Origin of the sequence: Mesorhizobium salmacidum (SeqCode), from assembly GCF_037179605.1 — a bacterium.
Taxonomy (GTDB): domain Bacteria; phylum Pseudomonadota; class Alphaproteobacteria; order Rhizobiales; family Rhizobiaceae; genus Mesorhizobium; species Mesorhizobium salmacidum.
The window spans coordinates 1-290 of the sequence record NZ_JAPYKS010000116.1 but is presented as its reverse complement, the minus strand read 5'-3'; the positions used below and the strand labels follow the sequence as shown (position 1 = coordinate 290).

Genomic DNA, 290 nt, shown 5'->3' with positions numbered 1-290 from the left:
GAGGTCCATGCGGTGGGCATGTACGGGCCGCGCGGCGGCGGCATCACCGAGCGCGAAGGCCTGGCCGACCGCATCGACATCATCGAAGGCACGCTCGCCAAGGCGTTCGGCACACTGGGCGGCTACATCACCGGCACCAGCGCCGTCATCGACGCGGTGCGCTCCTATGCGCCGGGCTTCATCTTCACCACGGCGCTGCCGCCGGCGATCGCCGCCGCAGCCACAACATCGATCCGTCATCTCAAGCGCTCGCAGGCCGAGCGCGATGCCCAGCAGCAGCAGGCGAGCCG

1 protein-coding gene is annotated in these 290 nt (G+C 70.3%); it reads left to right on the top strand.

All coding sequences use genetic code 11. The features are described from left to right. Positions 1–290, top strand: a 290-nt coding sequence (locus O7A60_RS31900; protein WP_337109614.1) for an aminotransferase class I/II-fold pyridoxal phosphate-dependent enzyme, incomplete at both ends; no start/stop codon positions are given.